We start from the raw sequence: 15,668 nt of genomic DNA, 5'->3' as shown, positions 1-15,668 counted from the left end.
GCTCGCTTCCGCCGGGGGTGGGTGCCGGAAAACGAAAAAACCTCTCGCGGGTGCGAGAGGTCTGCGCGCGGGTCTGAGGCACGGTGTCCACTGCCGCGGGGGTTCTTTCCGCGAGTTCAGCGGTCACTGCGGACCGGCGCGCTGCTGCCCATAATCATGGTGGTAGCAAGCACCCGGGCAGTTTGCCACAGATGGGAAGACCGGTGGGGGCGGGTCTCACGATGCGGTCGGCACGGTCCATGCGGTCGGCCCCGCCCCCCTCTCGCGGTCACGGTATGCGGGTCACGGTGTGAGCGTCACGGTATGAGGCTGTCCTCGATGAACTCCCGGACGTGGGCGAGCACCTGCGCCCGCCCGGTGCCCGGGATGCCCACGGCGACGTGCACGCTGAACCCGTCCAGCAGCGCGCGCAGTCGCGCCGCGTACCGGTCGGGGTCGACGGGCCGCAGCTCGCCGCGCGAGACGCCCTCGGCGAGCAGCGCCACCAGGTCGCGGTGCCAGGCCCCCTCGATGGCGGCCTGGCGGGCGCGGGCGTCGTCGTCGGCGTTCTGCGACCGGTTCCACACCTCCAGCCACAGCGTCCAGTGCGGGTCGCGCGGCCCGTCGGGCACGTACAGGTCGACGTACGCCTCGAGCCGCTCCCGCACCGGTGTCGACTGGGGCGAGAGCAGCGCGCTGCGCTCGGCGCCGAGCCTGCCCTCGCTCCACTCCAGGGTCTGGAGCAGCAGCTCGTCCTTGGTGCGGAAGTAGTAGAGCAGGTGCCCGCTGCTCATCCCGACCTCCCGCCCGAGGCCCGCCATGGTGAGCCCTTCGAGCCCGCGCTCGGCGATGGTCTCCATGGCGGCGGCGAGCACCTCTTCACGCGGCGGCGCGGCGTTGCGGCCGCGCCGCCGCGTGACGGGAAGGGGCCCTGAAGGCGCCTGGGGTGGTTCGTTCACTCGTACGTTGTACCCGATCGGGCTCAGACCTTGGGCTGCTGCTGGGTGATGCAGTGGATGCCGCCGCCGCCCGCGAAGATCGCGCGGGCGTCGACCAGCGTGACCGTGCGGTCCGGGAAGAGGCGGCGGAAGATGCCGGCCGCTATCTCGTCGCGCGGGTCGTCGAAGGCGCACAGCACCACACCGCCGTTGCAGATGTAGTGGTTGATGTAGGAGTAGTCGACCCACTCGCCGTCCTCCTGGAGGACGGTCGGCGCGGGGATCTCGACGACCTCCAGGCGGCGGCCCTTGGCGTCCGTCTGGTTGCGCAGCAGCTCGACGTTGGCCTTGCACAGCTCGTGGTCCGGGTGGGCCGGGTCGGGCTGGGTGTGGACCACGACCGTGCCGGGGCGGGCGAAGGCGGCGACGATGTCGACGTGGCCGCGGGTGCCGTACATGCCGTAGTCGCCGGTCAGGCCGCGCGGCAGCCAGATCGCCTTGGTGGTGCCGAGCTTGGCGTGGATCTCGGCCTCGACCTGCGCGCGCGTCCACTCGGGGTTGCGCTCGGGGCCGAGCTGCACGGTGTCGGTGAGGAGGACGGTGCCCTCGCCGTCGACGTGGATGGCGCCGCCCTCGTTCACGAGGGGGCTGCTGTGTACGGGCACGCCCGCGAGGTCCGCGACATGGCGGGCGATCTTGGAGTCGTGCTCCCAGCGCGCCCAGTCGGCGGCGCCCCAGCCGTTGAAGACCCAGTCCACGGCCGCGAGCTGCTCGCCGTCGGTGACGAAGGTCGGGCCGATGTCGCGCATCCAGGCGTCGTCCAGGTCCCGCTCGACCAGGTCGATGTCCGGGCCGAGGAGCTCGCGGGCGGACTCCTCCTGGCCGGGGCCGTGCACCACGGTGACCGGCTCGAAGCGGCGGACGGCACGGGCGACCGACGCCCAGGCGCGGCGCGCCTCCGCCAGCTCCTCGTCGTTGGTGAAGGTCGGGTTGGGGCCGGGCCAGGCCATCCAGGTGCGCTCGTGCGGGGCCCATTCGGCGGGCATGCGGAACATCGCGTGGTCCTTCACAGGAGGTACTTCAGAGGAAGTAGAGGCGGTTGAGGGAGACGGAGTCGGCGGGGTCCGAGCGGACCGGGTCGCCGTCGAGCGTGACGAGCCCGGTGCGCTCGTCGACGGCCACCTCGCCGATACGGGAGTTGAGGAGCAGGTTCCCGGGGCCGATGCCGCGCGTGCCGCGCACCGCGACCCGGCGTCGGCGCGTCGGCATCTTGTCGGCGCCGAGCTGCGCCGCCGCGCCCGAGACGAAGGCGACGGAGATGTCGGCGGCGGTGGCGCCGTGCGCGCCGAACTGCGGGCCGAGCACGAGCGGTTCACAGGTGTCGGTGGCGGCGTTCGGATCGCCCACGACCCCGTACGCGGGGAAGCCCGACTTGAGCACGAGCTGCGGCTTGGCGCCGAAGTACTCCGGCCGCCACAGCACGATGTCGGCGAGCTTGCCGACCTCGATCGAGCCGACCTCGTGCGCGAGGCCGTGGGCGATCGCCGGGTTGATGGTGAGCTTGGCCATGTAGCGAAGGACGCGGGCGTTGTCGTCGCCGTCCCCGTCGCCGTCCAGCGGGCCGAGCTCGGCCTTCATCTTCCCGGCCATGGCGAAGGTCCGGCGTACGGTCTCGCCGGCCCTTCCCATGCCCTGGGCGTCCGACGACGTGATGCCGATCGCGCCGAGGTCGTGGAGGACGTCCTCCGCGCCCATCGTCCCGGCCCGGATCCGGTCGCGGGCCATGGCCGCGTCGCCGGGCAGGTCGGTCTTCAGGTCGTGGACGGAGACGATCATGCCGTAGTGCTCGGCGACCGCGTCCCGGCCGAAGGGGAGGGTGGGGTTGGTGGACGAGCCGATGACGTTCGGCACGCCCGCCATCTTCAGGACGTTGGGGACGTGGCCGCCGCCGCAGCCCTCGATGTGGAAGGCGTGGATGGTGCGGCCTTCCAGGACCTTGAGGGTGTCCTCCACCGACAGGCACTCGTTGAGGCCGTCGCTGTGCAGCGCGACCTGGACGTCGTACTCCTCCGCCACGCGCAGCGCCGTGTCCAGCGCGCGGGTGTGGGCGCCCATGTCCTCGTGGACCTTGAAGCCGGAGGCGCCGCCCTCGGCGAGCGCCTCGACCAGCGGGGCCTCGTGGGAGGAGGAGCCGCGGCCGAGGAAGCCGATGTTGACGGGCCAGGCGTCGAAGGCGTTGAAGGCGTGGCGCAGCGCCCACGGCGAGTTGACGCCGACGCCCCAGACCGGGCCGAACTCCTGGCCGATGATGGTGGTCACGCCGGAGGCGAGGGACGCCTCCATGATGCGCGGCGACAGCAGGTGGACGTGGGTGTCGACGGCGCCCGCGGTGGCGATGAGGCCCTCGCCGGAGACGATGGACGTGCCGGTGCCGATGACGACGTCGACGCCGTCGAGGGTGTCGGGGTTGCCGGCGCGGCCGATGGCGTGGATGCGGCCCTCGCGGATGCCGATGGACACCTTGCGGATGCCCTGGACGGCGTCGATCACGAGGACGTTGCTGATCACGACGTCGCAGGTCTCGCGGACGGCCGCGGCCTTCAGGTGCAGGCCGTCGCGGGCCGTCTTGCCGAAGCCGGCGAGGAACTCCTCGCCGTACCGCTGCGAGTCGGACTCGACCCGGACCGTCAGGCCCGAGTCGCCGAGGCGGACGCGGTCGCCGGCGCGGGGGCCGTGGGTGGCGGCGTACTCGTACGGGGTGAGGCGGCGCGCTTCGGCGGGGTGGCCTCCGGGGCGGCTCATCGCTCGACCTCCTGCTCCTGCTCAGTGGTGTCCGGTACGCCGAGGTAGCCGCAGGCGGCGGCGCGGCGCAGTGCTTCCTCGCGGGCGCCCGGGGCGTCCAGCGGCCCGTCGACCAGGCCGGCGAAGCCGATCGCGATCCGGTCGCCGCCGATCGGCACCAGCCCGACCTCCTCGCTCTCGCCCGGCCCGAAGCGCACGGACGATCCGGCGGGGACGGCGAGCCGCATGCCGTAGGCGCGGGCGCGGTCGAAGTCGAGCCGCGGGTTGGCCTCGAAGAAGTGGAAGTGCGAGGTGACGGAGACCGGCACCCTCGCGGTGTTGGTGACCCGCAGGCGCACCACGGGCTCCGGGTCGGAGTGCTCCGGGCCCGGCAGCAGGGCGCCCGGCGCCTGGTCGCCCAGGCCTCCCCCGATGGGGTCGCTGACCACGGCGAGCCGCGATCCGTCGTCGAAGACGGCCTCGACATGGACCTCGGTCACGACGTCCGCGACGCCCGGCAGGACGTCGTCGGGTCCCAGCACCGACCGGGCGGCCTCGATCGCCTCGGCGAGGCGCCTGCCGTCACGGGCGGCCTCGCAGACGGTGTCCGCGATGAGGGCGGTGGCCTCGGGCACATTGAGCCGGAGGCCACGGGCCCGGCGGGCCCGGGCGAGCTCGGCGGCGCCGAAGAGCAGCAGCCGGTCGCGTTCCGTGGGGGTCAGTCGCACGTCACCACACCTTCCTGTTTGAGCATCACTCTAACCCGAAGATTTCCACCCGAGAAGCATTGACGCGGGTGCGCGGCGTGCGTCACATTGAGTGTCGCTCTAATTAGAGCGACACTCAAATCTACGAACGCAGCACCAGGCGAGTGAGCCGAAGGGGCGCGGCGGTGTCGAAAGGGAGAACGCGCGGAGGTTCGTGAGGTACGAGCGGACCGAGCACGATCGACCGTCGAGACCGCCTTGGGCGCCCCGGAGGTGAACCGAGCCCCCAGAAGAGGGAGCAGCGCATGCCGATGGAACAGCGCGGAGTCGACACCATCCCCGAAGCGGAACGCACGAGCGGGCCGCGTGACCTCATCTCGATCCTCCTCGGATCGAATCTGTGCCTGGGCGTGATCGTCTTCGGCTGGCTACCGGTCTCCTTCGGCCTCGGCCTGTGGCCCGCCGTCACCTCGGTCCTCGCCGGCACCGTCGTCGGGGTGGCCTTCACGGCTCCCCTCGCGCTCGTCTCCCTGCGCACCGCGACCAACCTCTCCACCTCCAGCGGCGCCTTCTTCGGCGTACGCGGCCGGCTCGTCGGCTCGATCGTGGGCCTCCTGCTGTCGCTCGGGTACACCGCGCTGACGCTGTGGATCGGCGGCGACGTGATGCTCGGCACGCTGTCCCGCCTGTTCGACGTGTCGACCGGCCCGATGGCGCACACCTTCGTCTACGTCCTGCTCGCCGGCTGCACGGTGGTCGCCGCCGTGTACGGCTACGGGCTGCTGCTACGGCTCAGCAAGGCGCTCGCGATCGGCATGACGATCCTGCTCGCCCTCGGCATCGTCGCGTACGCGGGCGACTTCACGACCGCGCCGCCGCCGGACACGCCGTACCTCCTGGGTTCCTTCTGGCCGACCTGGCTGCTGTCCGCCGTCGCGGCGGGCCTGAGCGGGCCCGTCGCCTTCATCACGCTGCTCGGCGACTACACGCGCTACGTCTCGCCGCAGCGGCACAGCTCGCGCACGGTGCTGCGGGCGACCTGCGTGGGCCTGTTCGCGGGCCTGCTGGTGCCGCAGCTGTTCGGCACGTTCACGGCGCTCGCCGCGCGCGCCGGACTCGACTACGCGGGGCCGCTGGTCGCGACGGCGGCGCCCTGGTACCTGGTGCCGCTGCTGCTGGCGGCGAGCGCCGGGTCGGTCGGCAACGCGGGGCTGATGCTCTACTCGATGGGCCTCGACCTGGACGCGATCATTCCGCGGGCCACCCGCACCACGGCGACGCTGGTGGTGGCGGTCGTCGCGACGGCGTTCGTCTTCCTCGGCCACTTCGCGTGGGACGCGCAGTCCGCGATGACGTCGTTCGTGCTGCTGCTGACCGCGATCGGCACGCCGTGGGCCGTCATCACGCTGATGGGCCACGTCGGCTGCGGCGGCGCGTACGACCCCGAGGCGCTCCAGGTCTACAACCGCCGCGCCAAGGGCGGCATCTACTGGTACCGGGCCGGCTGGGAGCCGCGCGCCACCCTGGCATGGGCGCTGGGCGCGGCGGTGGGCCTGGCGGCCGTGTCGACCCCGCTCTACGAGGGCCCGCTGCTGCCCCTGACCGGCGGCGTGGACTGCAGCTTCATCCTGTCGGGCCTGGTGGGCGGAGGCGTGTACACGGCACTGACCCTCAGCAGCCGGGCGGCGTTCCCGAGGCCCGCCGAGGCCTCCGCGCCCGCGGCCGAAACGCCCGCCCCCGAGACCGCCGCGTCCTGACGCGCGGCGCAGCGGAACGCCCGCACCCTCGAGCGGGGGGTGCGGGCGTTTCGCATGTCCGGTGCCGGTGCCGGTTCAGCCGATCCGGCTCAGCCGATCTTGTGCGTCCAGCCGTGCGGGTCCTCGGCGGCGCCGGTCTGGATGTCCAGCAGCGCCTTGCGCAGCTTCAGCGTCACCTCGCCCGGCTCGCCGCCCGACTGGGTCCACTCGCCCTTCTCCGACTTGACCAGGCCGACCGGCGTGATGACGGCGGCCGTGCCGCAGGCGAAGACCTCGGTGAGGGTGCCGTTCTCGGTGTCCCGCTGCCACTGCTCGGTGGAGATGCGGCCCTCCTCGGACTCGTACCCGAGGTCGCGGGCGAGCCGGAGGAGCGAGTCACGGGTGATACCGGCGAGGAGGGAGCCGGTGAGCTCCGGGGTGACGATCTTGTCCCCGTACACGAAGTACAGGTTCATGCCGCCCATCTCCTCGACCCACTTGTGCTCCAGCGCGTCGAGCCAGACCACCTGGTCGCAGCCCTTCTCGGCCGCCTCGGCCTGCGCGAGCAGCGAGGCCGCGTAGTTGCCGCCGGTCTTGGCGAAGCCCATGCCGCCGGGGACGGCGCGGACGTAGTTCTCCGACAGCCAGACCGAGACGGGCTTCACGCCGCCGGGGAAGTACGCGCCGGCGGGCGAGGCGATGACGAGGAAGAGGTACTCGTTGGCCGGGCGGACACCGAGCCCGACCTCGTTGGCGATCATGAACGGCCGCAGGTACAGCGACTCCTCGCCGCCGTGCGGCGGCACCCACGCCTGGTCCTGCCGGACGAGCGCGTCACAGGCGGCGACGAACGTCTCGATGGGCAGCTCCGGCATCGCCAGGCGGCGCGCCGAGCGCTGGAACCGCTCGGCGTTCGCCTCGGGCCGGAACATCGAGATCGAGCCGTCGGGGCGGCGGTATGCCTTCAGGCCCTCGAAGATCTCCTGCGCGTAGTGCAGGGTCATGTTCGCCGGGTCGATGGACAGCGGCGCGTACGGCGTCAGCTGGGCGTCGTGCCAGCCGCGCCCTTCCGTCCACTTGATCGTCACCATGTGGTCGGTGAAGTGGCGGCCGAATCCGGGGTTGGCCAGGATCGCCTCGCGCTCCGCGTCGGACAGCGGGTTCGAGGAGGGCTTGAGCTCGATCGTGGGCGTCGTCGTCATGAGTGCTGTGTCCTTCACCGGTTGGTTGTGACGGACCGCGCTCACGCCGCTACGACTTGCTAGGACGTCCGAGCTTTCCCGCATGCCGCGGCCCCGCGTTCGATTATCGCCCGCGGGAGCCCATGAACGAAACGGTATGGAGGAGGAGCGGTTGAGTGCGGTCCAGGGGTTGATGGTGGCACCCGGGGCCGCACAGGAGAAGCCGCCGGGTGCGGATGCGACCCGGCGGCTGTGTCTGAGGTTTCTCCAGTCGGCGGGTCAGCTCGCTACGCGTACCGCGAGCGCGTCGCCGATCTCGTCCGTCGTACGCGGCGTCGAGCCGTCACGGGCCGCGAGGTCGGCGGCGACGGCGTCCTCGATGCGGACGGCCTCGGCCTCGTACCCGAGGTGGCGCAGGAGCAGCGCGACGGAGAGGATCGTCGCGGTGGGGTCGGCCTTGCCCTGGCCCGCGATGTCGGGCGCGGAGCCGTGGACGGGCTCGAACATCGACGGGAAGGCGCCCGTCGGGTTGATGTTGCCGGAGGCCGCCAGGCCGATGCCACCGGTCACGGCGGCGGCGAGGTCGGTGAGGATGTCACCGAAGAGGTTGTCGGTGACGATGACGTCGAAGCGCTCCGGCTGTGTGACGAAGAAGATCGTCGCGGCGTCGACGTGCAGGTAGTCGGTGGTGACGTCCGGGTACTCCGCGCCGACCTTGTCGAAGATCTTCTTCCACATGTGGCCGGCGTAGACGAGCACGTTGTTCTTGTGCACCAGCGTCAGCTTCTTGCGCGGGCGGGCGTTGGCCCGCTCGTACGCGTCACGGACGACGCGCTCGACGCCGTACGCCGTGTTGAGGCTGACCTCCGTGGCGACCTCGTGCTCCGTGCCCGTCCGCAGCGAGCCGCCGTTGCCGGTGTACGGGCCCTCGGTGCCCTCGCGGACGACGACGAAGTCGATGTCGGGGCGGCCGGCCAGCGGGGTCGCGGTGTTCGGGAAGAGCTTCGACGGGCGCAGGTTCACGTAGTGGTCGAAGGCGAAGCGCAGCTTCAGCAGCAGCCCGCGCTCCAGGACGCCGGACGGCACGGACGGGTCGCCGATCGCGCCGAGCAGGATCGCGTCGTGGTTCTTGAGCGACTCCAGCTCCGCGTCGGGGAGGGTCTCCCCGGTGCGGTGCCAGCGCTGGGCGCCGAGGTCGTACTCCTTGGTCTCCAGCTTCACATCCTGCGGAAGGACGGAGCGAAGGACCTTGAGGCCCTGGGCCACGACCTCCTGGCCGATGCCGTCACCGGGGATCACTGCGAGATTGATGCTGCGAGACATGACGGCACCCTACTCCCGGGTCCAGTGCCCGGACATGCACAGTCCATGATGTGGACGCCTTTCGGCCGACTTCCCGGGCGCGTGTTCGTCGGATTTCGTTCATCCGGAGTCTGGCGGCGCGTCGGAAGTTACTGGCAAGTTGCCGGGCATGACTGAAGACACCCCACGCTTCGGCATCCCCGAGTCCCTCGCCCGCCGCATGTCCATGCCCGAGCAGCACGCGTACCTGCGGGCGAGACTCTCCCGTCGGCGGGTGCTGACGGGAACGGCCGCGGCGGGCGCGGCGGTCGGCCTGCCGGCGGCCCCGGCCTCCGCCGCCTCCCCCACCTTCACCTCCCCCACCCTGGTCACGGCGCCCGCGACCGGGGGCGTCGACGGCTCGCTCGTCGCCCCCTTCGGCCGCCACCTCGCCTTCGGCGCCGACCCCAGGACGCAGATGCGCGTCTCCTGGCAGGTGCCGCTCGCGGTGACCCGGCCGTACGTACGGATCGGGCTCGCGCCCTGGGAGCTGAGCCGGAAGATCGAGGCCGAGGTGCGGCCGCTGCACACGCCGTCGCTGTCGCGCAAGCTGCCGGCGGTCGACCAGTACTACCTGCACGCCGGACTGGACGGGCTGCGGCCGGGGACCACGTACTACTACGGCGTCGGGCACGACGGCTTCGACCCGGCCGCCCCCGCCCGGCTGGGCACGATCGGCTCGTTCCGCACGGCTCCGGCGACGCCGCCCGAGCGGTTCGTCTTCACGGCCTTCGGCGACCAGGGCGTGAGCTACCACGCGCTCGCCAACGACCAGCTGATCCTGGGGCAGGACCCGGCGTTCCACCTGCACGTGGGCGACATCTGCTACGCGGACGACAGCGGGCACGGCACGACCTCGGACACGTACGACGCGCGCGTCTGGGACCAGTTCCTGGCGCAGACGGAGAGCGTGGCGGCGAGCGTGCCGTGGATGGTGACGACCGGCAACCACGACATGGAGGCGTGGTACTCGCCCCACGGCTACGGCGGCCAGTCGGCCCGCTTCTCCCTTCCGGAGAACGGCCCGGACCCCGCGCGGGCACCCGGCGTCTACTCGTTCGTCTACGGCAACGTCGGCGTCGTCGCGCTGGACGCCAACGACGTGTCGTACGAGATCCCGGCCAACCTGGGCTACACGGACGGCGCCCAGACCGCCTGGCTCGACCGGCGGCTCGGCGCGCTGCGGCGTGACCCGGCGGTGGACTTCGTGGTGGTCTTCTTCCACCACTGCGCGTACTCGACGTCGACGCACGCCTCGGACGGCGGGGTGCGGGACGCGTGGGTGCCGCTGTTCGCCAAGCACCAGGTGGACCTGGTGATCAACGGCCACAACCACGTCTACGAGCGGACCGACGCGATCAGGGGCGGCGAGGTGGGGCGGCCGGTGCCGATCGGCGCCACCACCGATCCGGTGCGGGACGGGATCGTGTACGTGACGGCGGGCGGCGCGGGCAGGGAGCTGTACGGCTTCGGACCGGGCGTGCGGGACAGCTACGAGGGGCGTGTCCACGACCACGACCACATCCTGACGTTCCACTGGACGAAGGCGCGGCTGCCGGACCCGGACGTCGTGGAGTGGTCACGGGTGCGGTACACCGGCTTCTCGTTCCTCGCGGTGGAGGCCGTGAGCGGTGCCTCGCCGGTCCTCAAGGTGTCGGCGCTGGCGGAGAGCGGGCAGCGGATCGACCACTTCGAGGTGCGGCGCTCGAGCTGAACGGTGGGCTCAGTGGCCGGTCGCGCCGCCGTTGTCCCTGCGGTCGAGGGCCCGCTGGAGGGCGGCGGCGGCGTTCTTGCGCTCGGCGTCGCTGGGGCGGGCCGCGGTGTGGCGGACACGGCGGCGGAGGGTCTGAGAGGCCATGGTGGTCGACTCCTTGAGATCAGCTGGTCGGCTGGAGGATCAGCGGGGGATCAGCGAGATGATCGAAGGCGCCGGAAGGGGCGGGGAGCGCTGCCGCAGGGGTGACCTGCTCGGGCACGGGCGCTCGCGACCGCCATTCGCTTGATGGAGCGAGACGTTCGGCTTCTACAACGCTACGCGCGGGCCACGCATCTGTCTCCACAATTACTCGGACTTCCTACTATCTGAGACGCGGCCGCCCCGCAGCCCTTGCGCTGGGGGCGTTACAGCACGTCGCCGTCGCGCCAGTCGAACAGCAGCGCGCCCTTCTCCGCCGCCGGAAGCGGCCGGCCGGCAGAGGGCCGCAGGTAGGTGGAGTCCTCCTCGTCGGGCAGGTGCGCCACGCCGCCCGGCCCGTACGCCTCGACCCGGCCGTTCCACAGCTGCCAGCCGCGCGCCCGGTACAGCTCGGCCCCCTCGTCGGACGCCGACAGCGCGCCGAACGCGTACGCCCCGTCGACGACCTCCTCCAGCGCGGCCATCACCCGGCCGCCGAGGCCCTGTCGGCGCCGGTCGGCCCGTACGGCGACGCCCTCGACGTACCCGACGCGGTACGCGCGCCCCGCGTGCACCACCCGGCGCATGATCACGCTGCCGTGCGCCGCGATGCCGCGCTCGTCCTCCACGTACGCGTGGACGCCGCCGAGCCCGTGGTCCCAGTCCTCGTCGCCGAAGTCCCCGTCGAAGGCGGCCTCCAGCATCGCGCGGAGGGCGTCGAGCGTGGCGGGGGTGAGCGCGTAGGTGTGGGCGGTGCGCAGCGAGTCGGTCATAGGGCCCACTGTGGCAGTCCCGGTACGCCGAACTCACGTGCGCGACCGCTCGATGGTGGGGATCCGGCCAGGCCAACCCTCTAGTCGGCGGGCGGGTTGCTGCTCAGCTTGCGCCGTTCCCGGCGGTTCGGGTGGCGGATGACCACTCCCCCCATGCCGCCGGACCCGGTGAGCCTGATCAGCGGCGTTCCCGGGAGTCGGCCGGGGGTGGTCTCGTCCTTCAGGCCGCCGAGACCGGGGTCCATGCCGCTGGTGTCCGCGGCCCAGCCGTCGGGGATGACGATCGTGACACCGGCGGTCTCCCCGTACGCCTCCACCGCGACCTCCGCGAGGCGGCACTCGACCCGGGTGAAGTCGACCTTCACACCCCCCACGTCTCCGTGAGCGATCACGCGCCCGGGAACCTCCCAGCGACCGGGGCCTACGGAGGCGCCGAACACGCCGCCCTTGAGCACCAGCGGCGGTCGGCCCTCGGAGGAGTGCGGCGTCGGCAGGTCGGCGGTGAGGGCAGCCAGCTCGGCGCGGGTCTTGGACGTCAGCGCCTGCTCGACGCGCGCGTCCAGCTCGTCGAAATCGATGCGCCCCTCGGCTGCCGCATCGCGCAGCTGCTCCACCACTGCTTCCCGTTCGTCGTGAGAGGCGCGGAGCTCTCCGGAGGGGACGCGGCGCGGAGAGGGCTCCGGTGGCTGGGGGGTCATGGCCACCAGGATACGCAGCCGGAGGGCTGAGCGGACGGGGTTCGCTCACCTCAATCGCCGCCTGGAAACCGCCTGTTGGGCCCGGCCCGGCGTCCACGTCCGGCGCGTGTGGTGAATGATGGGAGCATGACGAGCCTGAGCAGGAGAGCCGAATTCTTCACGGGTACGGAGGACGACGGCCGGTTCAGCGGCCCCGCGACCGGGGACGAGCGGCGCATGCTGGTCAGCGTCCTGGCGGCCCAGCGCGCGACCCTGGAGCTGAAGTGCGCAGGCCTGGACGGGGAGTTGTCCCGGCGGTCCGTGGAACCGTCCACGCTCTCGCTGCTCGGTCTGATCCGGCACCTCGCGGATGTCGAGCGCCGCTGGTTCCGGCAGGTGCTGGCCGGGCAGGACGCGGCCCTTCGCTTCTCGTCGAGTGCGGCCCCCGACGGGGACTTCGACGGCGCGGTGTCCGACCCCGCGGTCATCGCGGAGGCGTGGGAGGCGTGGCGTTCCGAAGTGGCCTTCGCCGAACGGTTCGCCGCCGAGGCACCCGACCTCGACGTCGAGGGACACGACGAATGGCGCGGGACGGTGTCGCTGCGCTGGGTGCTCATCCACATGATCGAGGAGTACGCCCGGCACAACGGGCACGCCGACCTGCTCCGGGAGCGGATCGACGGAGCGATCGGCGTGTGAGCGCACGGCCTGGGCCGCGTCGTCGAAGTCCCGTCCGGCCGGTGCCGACCGGCACGGAACCCGCAGGACAGAATGCCCGTATGACCGATCTTGTGACGCCGGGACGGCTGCCGGCCTCCGTAACCGCGCCCGATCTGCTGGAACTCGCCGCGGGGTACCACGCCCGCGCCGTCACCCCGTTGGGTACGCACGAGGCGGCGGGGCACCTCGTGAAGGTGTACGCGATCGAGGCGCCCGGACGTGTGGTGGCCGACCGGGAGAAGTCCGCGGCGCTGAAGCTCGCCGCGGACCACCTGGCGTCGGCGGGGGCCCGTGGTTCCCTCGGGCTCGCCGTGCTGCTCGTGCACGCCGGCGGTGACGGCGACTACACCCTCGTCCACACCTGGATCGAGGGGTACATGTCCGATCTGGCGATTTTCGCCGGTCCCGCCGGAGACCCCGGTCGGATGCGTCCCGGGCGGCAGGGTCTCGCCCCCTGCGTATGGGAGGAAGCGGTGCTGGCGCACGAGCGGGACGCGTTCACCAGGCACGTGCTGAGCGGGGACGGCGAGCTCGAACAGCGGCTGGCGGCGTGGAGCGACGACGTCCTGAAGGGAGACGTCCGGTGACGGACGGGCGGCGGGACGCCGTCCGGTAGCGGCGTACGTGCGCCACGCTCTTCCCGTGGGCCACATCCGCGCCGCACACTCGGCCTCATGTCACCCACGACCGAACGACGGTGGACGCCCACCCACGGCGCCCCCTACCGCCCCGTCCCGTACCGCCCCGAGCGCATGTCCGCGGCCGAGTCCCTGGCCCGCGCGGCGGAGCTGCGCGAGCGCATGGACCAACGGCGTACGGTACGGCAGTTCGCGCCCGACCCGGTCCCGGAGCAGGTGGTGCGCGACGCCATCGCGTGCGCGTCGACCGCCCCGTCCGGCGCGCACCAGCAGCCGTGGACGTTCGTCCTCGTCAAGGACCCGGACGTCCGCCGGAGCATCCGTCAGGCCGCCGAGCGAGAGGAGCAGGTCTCCTACGACGGCCGGCTCGGCGAGGAGTGGCTGGCGGCGCTGCGGCCGCTCGGCACGGACGCCGTGAAGCCGCACCTGACGGACGCCCCGGCCCTGATCGTGGTGTTCCAGCAGCGCTACTGGCTGGGCGCCGACGGCACCAAGCACAAGCACTACTACGTGGACGAGTCGGTGGGCATCGCCGTCGGCATGCTGCTGTCGGCCCTGCACCTGTCGGGCCTGGCGGCCCTGGTGCACACACCGAGCCCGATGCGCTTCCTGTCCCAGGTGCTGGGCCGCCCCGAGAACGAGAAGGCCTTCGCGGTCATCCCGGTGGGCTATCCGGCGGACGACTGCGAGGTGCCCGACCTCGTACGAAAGTCCCTGGACCAGGTGATGGTCGAGGTCTGACGCCCCTCGGGTTTACAGCCGGCCGCCGGTGAGACGCGACAGCGGCCCGCGCTGCCGCAGGCCCGCGCGCCGGCCGAGCACGTAGGAGCCGGCCACGGCGGTGGCGACGCTGGCGCCCGCCCCGGCCACGGCGGCCTTGCGGGCCTTGACCACCGTCCACACGACACCCGCCGTGCCGGCGGCCCGCTCGGCGGCCGTCGACGCGGCGGACACGGCGGTCCGCTGCACGGTCCGCGCCGTGGCGAGCGCCTTGTCGGCGGTCACTCCGCCGATGCCCCGCGCGGACTCGGCGGCGTCCTGGACGGCCTTCTTGGGGGCCGTGGTGGATTCCTGCTTCTGGTTTGTCTTCGTCGTCTGCGCCATGGGGTGCGTGTAACCGGCTGAGGCGCTCCGAAACTGACCGCGAGCGCGGATCAGTAGACGGTGACGCCGTACGCGCTCAGCGCCTCCCGCACCGGCTGGTGGATGGCCGAGCCGTTCGTACCGGTGCAGCCCGAGCTGCCGGAGTGGATGCCGAGGGCGACCGAGCCGGCGAAGTGGGCGCCGCCGCTGTCGCCGCCGGCGGAGCAGGCGGTGGTGCGGACCATGCCGTAGACCGGGCCGTCGCTGTAGTTGACGGTGACGTTCACGGCGGTGACCGTCCCGCTCGTCACCTTGGTCGTGGAGCCGCTCTTCTTGATGGCCTGGCCCACGACCGCGTCCGCCGCGGAGGCGATGTCCTGGAAGGAGCCGTTGTGGAGGGTGACGCTGCCGGGCGTGTTGGCCGTGTTGGTGTAGCGCACGAGGCCGTAGTCGTTCGTGGGGAAGCTGGTGCCTTCCCGGACGCCGATCTGCGCGCCGCCGGACGTGGCCGACCAGCTGGAGGCGGCGTTGGTGCAGTGCCCGGCCGTCAGGAAGTACTTGGTGCTCCCCTTCTGGACGTTGAAGGCCGCCGAGCAGCGGTAGCCGCCGCCGTAAACGGCGTCGCCGCCCGCCACCTCGCGCGTGAAGACGCCCGGGACGCGGCTGACGCGCACCGCTCCGTCGAGCGAGGCGGCGACCTTCCGGAGCCGGGCCATGTCGCGGGCCGAGACGGAGGAGTCGGCCTCGACGGCGATCTGGTTGGTGCGCGGGTCCAGGCCCCAGGAGGTGCCGGGTATCTTCGCCCGGGACTCCAGTGCGGCCATGGCGGCGTCGAGTTCGGCGGCGCCGCGCTCGACGATCCGCGGCACGGCCCCGGCTGCGCGGGCCCGCTCGGCGGCGGCCTCGGAGGTGACGGTGGCGATCAGCCGGCCGCCCTCGACGTACGTACCGGCGCTGTCGGCGCCGAGCTCCCGCTCGACGGCGGAGTCGACGGCGTGGACGCTGACGGGGTCCGCGGCTCCGGCGGGGGTGGCGCCGAAGCCGAGCGAGCCTAAGACGAGTGCGGCGGACAGGGCGATGCGCGCACGGGTGGTGCGTCGTCTCATCCCGGGTCTCCTTCGTCGTGAATGACGGGTGGGGTACTCGGGAATTTGACATGTTCATCACATGAGCACAAGGGTGCGCGCACGCGTGCGCGCAGAAAGCCGCCCCCGTCCGGC

16 protein-coding genes are annotated in these 15,668 nt (G+C 72.2%); 5 read left to right on the top strand and 11 right to left on the bottom strand.

All coding sequences use genetic code 11. From position 1 onward, the window contains the following. Window positions 1–296 precede the first annotated feature (296 nt). The 4 genes from ACIRNI_RS02015 to ureA form a co-directional block, all read right to left on the bottom strand. Window positions 297–839: a TetR/AcrR family transcriptional regulator gene (locus ACIRNI_RS02015; protein ID WP_403547787.1), complete on the bottom strand. Its 543-nt coding sequence runs from the start codon at window positions 837–839 to the stop codon at window positions 297–299. Window positions 840–961: 122 nt separating this feature from the next. Next, complete coding sequence (locus tag ACIRNI_RS02010; RefSeq protein ID WP_403547481.1) at window positions 962–1,972, bottom strand: agmatine/peptidylarginine deiminase; 1,011 nt, start codon at window positions 1,970–1,972, stop codon at window positions 962–964. A 25-nt stretch (window positions 1,973–1,997) separates the two neighbouring features. After that, window positions 1,998–3,719, bottom strand: a complete 1,722-nt coding sequence (locus tag ACIRNI_RS02005) for an urease subunit alpha (RefSeq protein ID WP_403547479.1) — start codon at window positions 3,717–3,719, stop codon at window positions 1,998–2,000. Continuing rightward, window positions 3,716–4,426, bottom strand: coding sequence for an urease subunit gamma (gene ureA / locus ACIRNI_RS02000; protein ID WP_403547477.1), 711 nt, complete (start codon window positions 4,424–4,426; stop codon window positions 3,716–3,718). The genes ACIRNI_RS02005 and ureA overlap by 4 nt, the downstream gene beginning before the upstream one ends. A gap of 284 nt (window positions 4,427–4,710) precedes the next feature. On the opposite strand from ureA, the gene ACIRNI_RS01995 reads away from it, so the two are divergent. Continuing rightward, on the top strand, window positions 4,711–6,162 hold the full coding sequence (locus tag ACIRNI_RS01995) for a cytosine permease (protein WP_403547475.1): 1,452 nt from the start codon (window positions 4,711–4,713) through the stop codon (window positions 6,160–6,162). Window positions 6,163–6,251: 89 nt separating this feature from the next. Here ACIRNI_RS01995 and ACIRNI_RS01990 read toward each other — a convergent pair whose 3' ends face one another. After that, on the bottom strand, window positions 6,252–7,343 hold the full coding sequence (locus ACIRNI_RS01990; protein WP_403547473.1) for a branched-chain amino acid aminotransferase: 1,092 nt from the start codon (window positions 7,341–7,343) through the stop codon (window positions 6,252–6,254). A 258-nt stretch (window positions 7,344–7,601) separates the two neighbouring features. After that, the gene (locus ACIRNI_RS01985) at window positions 7,602–8,645 is read right to left on the bottom strand and encodes a 3-isopropylmalate dehydrogenase (RefSeq protein WP_356645531.1); all 1,044 of its coding nucleotides are present in this window, start codon (window positions 8,643–8,645) and stop codon (window positions 7,602–7,604) included. Between the two features lie 148 nt (window positions 8,646–8,793). Here ACIRNI_RS01985 and ACIRNI_RS01980 point away from each other — a divergent pair, with 148 nt between their 5' ends. After that, window positions 8,794–10,377, top strand: coding sequence for a purple acid phosphatase family protein (locus tag ACIRNI_RS01980; protein ID WP_403547471.1), 1,584 nt, complete (start codon window positions 8,794–8,796; stop codon window positions 10,375–10,377). Between the two features lie 9 nt (window positions 10,378–10,386). Here the strand turns inward: ACIRNI_RS01980 and ACIRNI_RS01975 are convergent, their stop codons facing one another. The 3 genes from ACIRNI_RS01975 to ACIRNI_RS01965 form a co-directional block, all read right to left on the bottom strand. Next, the gene (locus tag ACIRNI_RS01975; protein WP_403547470.1) at window positions 10,387–10,521 is read right to left on the bottom strand and encodes a hypothetical protein; all 135 of its coding nucleotides are present in this window, start codon (window positions 10,519–10,521) and stop codon (window positions 10,387–10,389) included. Window positions 10,522–10,784: 263 nt separating this feature from the next. Beyond that, complete coding sequence (locus ACIRNI_RS01970) at window positions 10,785–11,330, bottom strand: GNAT family N-acetyltransferase (protein ID WP_403547468.1); 546 nt, start codon at window positions 11,328–11,330, stop codon at window positions 10,785–10,787. A gap of 80 nt (window positions 11,331–11,410) precedes the next feature. Beyond that, window positions 11,411–12,028: a DUF1707 domain-containing protein gene (locus ACIRNI_RS01965; protein ID WP_403547466.1), complete on the bottom strand. Its 618-nt coding sequence runs from the start codon at window positions 12,026–12,028 to the stop codon at window positions 11,411–11,413. A 126-nt stretch (window positions 12,029–12,154) separates the two neighbouring features. Here ACIRNI_RS01965 and ACIRNI_RS01960 point away from each other — a divergent pair, with 126 nt between their 5' ends. The 3 genes from ACIRNI_RS01960 (at window position 12,155) to ACIRNI_RS01950 (ending at window position 14,106) form a co-directional block, all read left to right on the top strand. Then, entirely contained in the window at window positions 12,155–12,706 is a 552-nt protein-coding gene (locus ACIRNI_RS01960; RefSeq protein WP_403547464.1) for a DinB family protein, read from the top strand. Window positions 12,707–12,786: 80 nt separating this feature from the next. Further along, window positions 12,787–13,314, top strand: coding sequence for a hypothetical protein (locus tag ACIRNI_RS01955; RefSeq protein WP_403547462.1), 528 nt, complete (start codon window positions 12,787–12,789; stop codon window positions 13,312–13,314). A gap of 87 nt (window positions 13,315–13,401) precedes the next feature. Next, on the top strand, window positions 13,402–14,106 hold the full coding sequence (locus tag ACIRNI_RS01950; protein WP_403547461.1) for a nitroreductase family protein: 705 nt from the start codon (window positions 13,402–13,404) through the stop codon (window positions 14,104–14,106). Between the two features lie 12 nt (window positions 14,107–14,118). Here ACIRNI_RS01950 and ACIRNI_RS01945 read toward each other — a convergent pair whose 3' ends face one another. Together ACIRNI_RS01945 and ACIRNI_RS01940 are read right to left on the bottom strand one after the other, a co-directional pair. After that, window positions 14,119–14,469, bottom strand: a complete 351-nt coding sequence (locus ACIRNI_RS01945; RefSeq protein WP_403547459.1) for a hypothetical protein — start codon at window positions 14,467–14,469, stop codon at window positions 14,119–14,121. Window positions 14,470–14,519: 50 nt separating this feature from the next. After that, window positions 14,520–15,554, bottom strand: a complete 1,035-nt coding sequence (locus ACIRNI_RS01940) for a S1 family peptidase (protein WP_403547457.1) — start codon at window positions 15,552–15,554, stop codon at window positions 14,520–14,522. Window positions 15,555–15,668 lie beyond the last annotated feature (114 nt).

Origin of the sequence: Streptomyces sp. NPDC093546, from assembly GCF_044765045.1 — a bacterium.
GTDB lineage: Bacteria > Actinomycetota > Actinomycetes > Streptomycetales > Streptomycetaceae > Streptomyces.
This window is presented reverse-complemented; position numbering and strand designations above follow the sequence as displayed.

What these genes read in the sequence shown, in the direction of transcription:
- ACIRNI_RS02015 (WP_403547787.1), bottom strand. Translation starts at nt 839, where the DNA reads ATGGAGACCATCGCCGAGCGCGGGCTCGAAGGGCTCACCATGGCGGGC.
- ACIRNI_RS02010 (WP_403547481.1), bottom strand. Translation starts at nt 1,972, where the DNA reads ATGTTCCGCATGCCCGCCGAATGGGCCCCGCACGAGCGCACCTGGATG.
- ACIRNI_RS02005 (WP_403547479.1), bottom strand. Translation starts at nt 3,719, where the DNA reads ATGAGCCGCCCCGGAGGCCACCCCGCCGAAGCGCGCCGCCTCACCCCG.
- ACIRNI_RS01995 (WP_403547475.1), top strand. Translation starts at nt 4,711, where the DNA reads ATGCCGATGGAACAGCGCGGAGTCGACACCATCCCCGAAGCGGAACGC.
- ACIRNI_RS01990 (WP_403547473.1), bottom strand. Translation starts at nt 7,343, where the DNA reads ATGACGACGACGCCCACGATCGAGCTCAAGCCCTCCTCGAACCCGCTG.
- ACIRNI_RS01985 (WP_356645531.1), bottom strand. Translation starts at nt 8,645, where the DNA reads ATGTCTCGCAGCATCAATCTCGCAGTGATCCCCGGTGACGGCATCGGC.
- ACIRNI_RS01980 (WP_403547471.1), top strand. Translation starts at nt 8,794, where the DNA reads ATGACTGAAGACACCCCACGCTTCGGCATCCCCGAGTCCCTCGCCCGC.
- ACIRNI_RS01975 (WP_403547470.1), bottom strand. Translation starts at nt 10,521, where the DNA reads ATGGCCTCTCAGACCCTCCGCCGCCGTGTCCGCCACACCGCGGCCCGC.
- ACIRNI_RS01970 (WP_403547468.1), bottom strand. Translation starts at nt 11,330, where the DNA reads ATGACCGACTCGCTGCGCACCGCCCACACCTACGCGCTCACCCCCGCC.
- ACIRNI_RS01965 (WP_403547466.1), bottom strand. Translation starts at nt 12,028, where the DNA reads ATGACCCCCCAGCCACCGGAGCCCTCTCCGCGCCGCGTCCCCTCCGGA.
- ACIRNI_RS01960 (WP_403547464.1), top strand. Translation starts at nt 12,155, where the DNA reads ATGACGAGCCTGAGCAGGAGAGCCGAATTCTTCACGGGTACGGAGGAC.
- ACIRNI_RS01955 (WP_403547462.1), top strand. Translation starts at nt 12,787, where the DNA reads ATGACCGATCTTGTGACGCCGGGACGGCTGCCGGCCTCCGTAACCGCG.
- ACIRNI_RS01950 (WP_403547461.1), top strand. Translation starts at nt 13,402, where the DNA reads ATGTCACCCACGACCGAACGACGGTGGACGCCCACCCACGGCGCCCCC.
- ACIRNI_RS01945 (WP_403547459.1), bottom strand. Translation starts at nt 14,469, where the DNA reads ATGGCGCAGACGACGAAGACAAACCAGAAGCAGGAATCCACCACGGCC.
- ACIRNI_RS01940 (WP_403547457.1), bottom strand. Translation starts at nt 15,554, where the DNA reads ATGAGACGACGCACCACCCGTGCGCGCATCGCCCTGTCCGCCGCACTC.